Origin of the sequence: Infirmifilum sp., assembly GCF_049970975.1 — an archaeon.
Lineage (GTDB): Archaea > Thermoproteota > Thermoprotei > Thermofilales > Thermofilaceae > Thermofilum > Thermofilum uzonense.
Window position 1 is genome coordinate 1 of record NZ_JBMFLX010000126.1, and the last position, 3,719, is coordinate 3,719.

The 3,719-nt window shown below is 50.9% G+C and carries 5 protein-coding genes; all 5 read left to right on the top strand.

The window, feature by feature from the left end; translation table 11 throughout:
- On the top strand, window positions 1–281 hold a 281-nt coding region (locus ACP5KC_RS09375; protein WP_428287377.1), incomplete at its 5' end, for a hypothetical protein.
- A gap of 4 nt (window positions 282–285) precedes the next feature.
- Window positions 286–1,305, top strand: a complete 1,020-nt coding sequence (locus ACP5KC_RS09380; RefSeq protein ID WP_428287378.1) for a dTDP-glucose 4,6-dehydratase — start codon at window positions 286–288, stop codon at window positions 1,303–1,305.
- Between the two features lie 3 nt (window positions 1,306–1,308).
- Window positions 1,309–2,436, top strand: coding sequence for a DegT/DnrJ/EryC1/StrS family aminotransferase (locus tag ACP5KC_RS09385; protein ID WP_428287379.1), 1,128 nt, complete (start codon window positions 1,309–1,311; stop codon window positions 2,434–2,436).
- Between the two features lie 5 nt (window positions 2,437–2,441).
- Window positions 2,442–2,894 (top strand): acyltransferase, encoded by a 453-nt coding sequence (locus ACP5KC_RS09390; protein ID WP_428287380.1) that lies wholly within the window; start codon window positions 2,442–2,444, stop codon window positions 2,892–2,894.
- A gap of 183 nt (window positions 2,895–3,077) precedes the next feature.
- Window positions 3,078–3,719 (top strand): glycosyltransferase (locus ACP5KC_RS09395; protein ID WP_428287381.1); only part of this gene is annotated, 642 nt, incomplete at its 3' end.

A 3,719-nucleotide genomic window follows, 5' to 3' on the forward strand; every position in this document is an offset into this window, starting at 1 on the left:
TGCGTTTCGGCGTCTTCTGGAGGCTCAGGCCTGAGGAGAGGGTACTTCTCTTCCTCGCGAGGAGGCTCCGCGCGATCAGGAGCTCCCTCTTGGGGGAGCTGGTCGTGAGGGTGCTGGAGAGGGCTTGGCCCGAGAAGGCACGGGTGCTCCGGGCGCTCGAGGTGGGCCTCGCACTGGAGATCAGGGCGCTCGCGACAGCGCAGATCCTCCTCGCTCTGGGACGCAGATTCGCACCCACCCTAGGCCCCTCTTACTCCATCACTCCAAACTCTGCGGGGTGACCATATGCACCTACAGTTGCTTTCGGGCAAGGAAATCGAGGAACTCAGGCTCTCCTCTATCCTCGTGACTGGAGGAGCCGGCTTCATAGGCAGCAACCTGGTTGAAGATCTGATCAAACTGGGTGTCACGAGAATCTTCGTAATAGATAATTTAATTCTAGAAAAAATAGGAGGTGTTCAAAGAGGCTTGCAATCTCTTACCCGCTTTAAAGATAAGTTTACAATGATAATTGGAGATGTTACTAATTACGGCTTTATGAAAGAGTTCTTTAAACGGGAGGAAATAGATATCGTGTTCAACTTGGCGATACTACCCTTACCCTTAGCCCTGCGGAGGCCTAAATTCGTATTCGATCAGAACGTGAAGATAGCCTCCACTCTAGCAGAGCTGCAAAGGCGCGACCTCTTCAGGACCCTCGTGCACTTCTCCTCCTCAGAAGCTTACGGATCTGCGGTGCGGGTGCCTATGAGCGAGGAGCACCCCCTGCAGCCGTCCACATCCTACGGCGCAAGCAAGGCCGCCCAGGATCTTCTCCTGCTCTCCTATCACAAGAACTTCGGCACCGATGTGAGGATAATTAGGCCTTTCAACAACATTGGTCCAAGCCAAAACGATTTTGCATACTCCGCAGTCGTTCCTAGGACTATAAGGAGGATTTTAAGCGGGAAAAAGCCAGTGATATACGGGGATGGTCTTCAGACCAGAGACTTTATATACGTCAAGGATACATGCGAAGCTGCGATGAAGATAGCTATGAGTGAGTCGCTCAAGGGGCAAGTGCTGAACATCGCGAGTGGCAGGGAAACCACAATCAGGGATCTGATACACACGATCTGCAGGTTGATGGGTTACACTGGGGAGATTCTGTACCGCCCGCCGCGTCCCGGAGACGTGAGGAGGCACTTCGCCGACATCACGAAAGCTAGAAAGCTCCTAGGGTTTGAGCCGAAAACCAGCTTGGAGGAGGCGCTAAGGATAATCATATACTGGTACAAGAGCATATACTACTCGGAGAGGCAGTAGGGCATGCGCTACAGGTACCCGCTCATCAAGCCGAGTCTGGGCAGAGAGGAGCTCGAAGAGCTCAAGAAGGTCTTCTTGAGCGGATGGCTCACCCAGGGGCCGTACGTGAAGGAGTTCGAAAGGAGAGTAGCGGAGTACGTGGGGGCAAAGCACGCCTTGGCGGTTACATCCTGCACCACGGCCCTTTACCTGACCCTCAAGGCACTGGGAGTGAAGAGCGGCGGTAAGGTAGTTGTCCCGGATTTCACTTTCCCGGCTACGGCTAACGCCGCCGTAGAATTAGGTGCGAGACCGATACTTGTAGACGTGAACGAGGAGGGGGCGCTTGACCCTCAGGAGCTAAGGAGGATCCTCTCCGAAAACAAAGATGTCAAGGCCGTAATAGTAGTTCATCCCTTCGGGCACGCACTGAACATCGAGGTATACAAGGAGGTTATTGAAGAGGCGGGTCTAAACATCCCGGTAATAGAGGACGCCGCTACAGCGCTGGGGAGCACCTGCAACGGCCGCTTTGCGGGGAACATGGGCGACTTCGGATGCTACAGCTTTCACCCCAGAAAGCTGGTGACGACAGGGGAGGGGGGGATGATAGTGCTAAATGACGATGTGTACGCAGAGAAGCTGAGGATTTTGAGAGATCATGGCAGAAACATGCAGGGGGTTTTCGTCGAGAACTCCCTTAACTTCAGGATGAGCGATATTCAGGCGGCAATAGGCATAGTCCAGCTTAGAAGGCTGGAGAGCACAATAGAGCAGAGGAGGAGATTGGCAGAGCTTTACCACAGAATGTTAAATGATCTTCTCCCGCAAGTTAGACCCTTTAAGGAGAAGAAGGGCTGCCGCTCCACGTATCAATCTTATGTAATCCGACTGCCAGATAAACTTGCCAAATACCAGCGGCGTATTATAAACCAGGTGAAAGAGAAGTTTAGAGTAGAGGTACAAATAGGCACGTATGCCCTCCACATGGAACCCGCCTTTCGCAAGTTCGTGGCAGACGATTCAAGACTTCGGACGTCAGAGACTCTTAGGAGAACAACGCTGACCCTGCCTCTCTATGAGGGTCTAAAAGAGGAGGACATAGAGTACATAGTTAACGCTTTGGCAACAATTTACAAATCACTGGAGTGATTGCTATGAAACCAGAGGTTTCAAAAGACAAGGTAAAAGCTAGATTCATCGGCACGGGAACATTAATCTTAGGGGACGTCACGGTTGAAGAAGGCGTATGGATAGGCTACTACTGCCTGCTTGACGGCCTTAACGCCCCCTTGATAATAAAGAGGAACGCAGTGATAGCCAGCTTTGCAGCCATATACACCCACAATACTATGTGGAGGGACATAGGGTTGGGGGAGAAAATCATCGCAAAAGTTATAATTGGGGAAAACACGCACATCGGTCACGGAGCGGTCATAGTTCCGAAGCGTAACAGTGAATTGATAATAGGTGATCACGTTATAGTGCAAGCTAACGCAGTTGTTTCATCAAGCATACCGCCCTGGCACATCTACACCAGGACGGGCGAGATAAAGCCTATTAAGCGTGAACTAATCCAAACTTTTGGATCAGGTTCAACTGGGGCTTAAATAATGCATCAAAAAGTTGAGAGAAGGAATTTACAAGTGCTATTCCTTTCTTCATCTATTCATCCTTTCATAGAAGAGCTTGCAAGGCATCTGATAAAACATCACGTCAAAACTATATTGATCAGTACGAAAATTATAAATATTAGAACTCTTAAGTCAACGTCATCTATCAAATGGTCTGTGATGCTTTTGATTAAGGTTGCCGCCTATAATCCACGGCTCCTTTTTCGCTTATTAACGTCGACGTTGAAATACTTTCCTTCGTCTCCCAAGCGTCTTTTGACAATGATTTATTACTGGGGTATAGCGGGTTTTATCTACCGTCTGTACGCTCGGCACCGCTTTGATATTGTTCACGCTTTCTGGACTTATCCCGCGGGCATAGCTTCCGTGATCGCTGGGAGCGCCGTGAGGAGGCCCGTGGTGGTTTCGATACTCGGGTACGACGTGGTGGGGGAGCGAACTCTAAGGTATGGGTTCTTCAGGGAGGTTTCCAGGCTTGCCGTGGAACACGCCGATGCGGCTATAATTTCCGAGGAGTACTACTATGTTGCTTTGAGAAGGGTGTTGGGCGTCGAGCGCGCCAGAGTGCGTGTCATACCTGTGGGCGTGGATACTTCGAGGTTCAGCCCTGAGGTGTCCGGGAGGCACGTGAGAGAGAAGCTGGGCATATCCGACTCGGAGGTGGTTGTCTCCTTCGCCCCCCATCTTAGAGATCCTTACGGTCCTGAGGATTTTCTGCGCGTAGCTTTGATCGTATCTAGGCATGCCCCCCATACCGTCTTCGTATTTATGGGTGAAGGTCCCCTAAGTGAAAAATTAAAG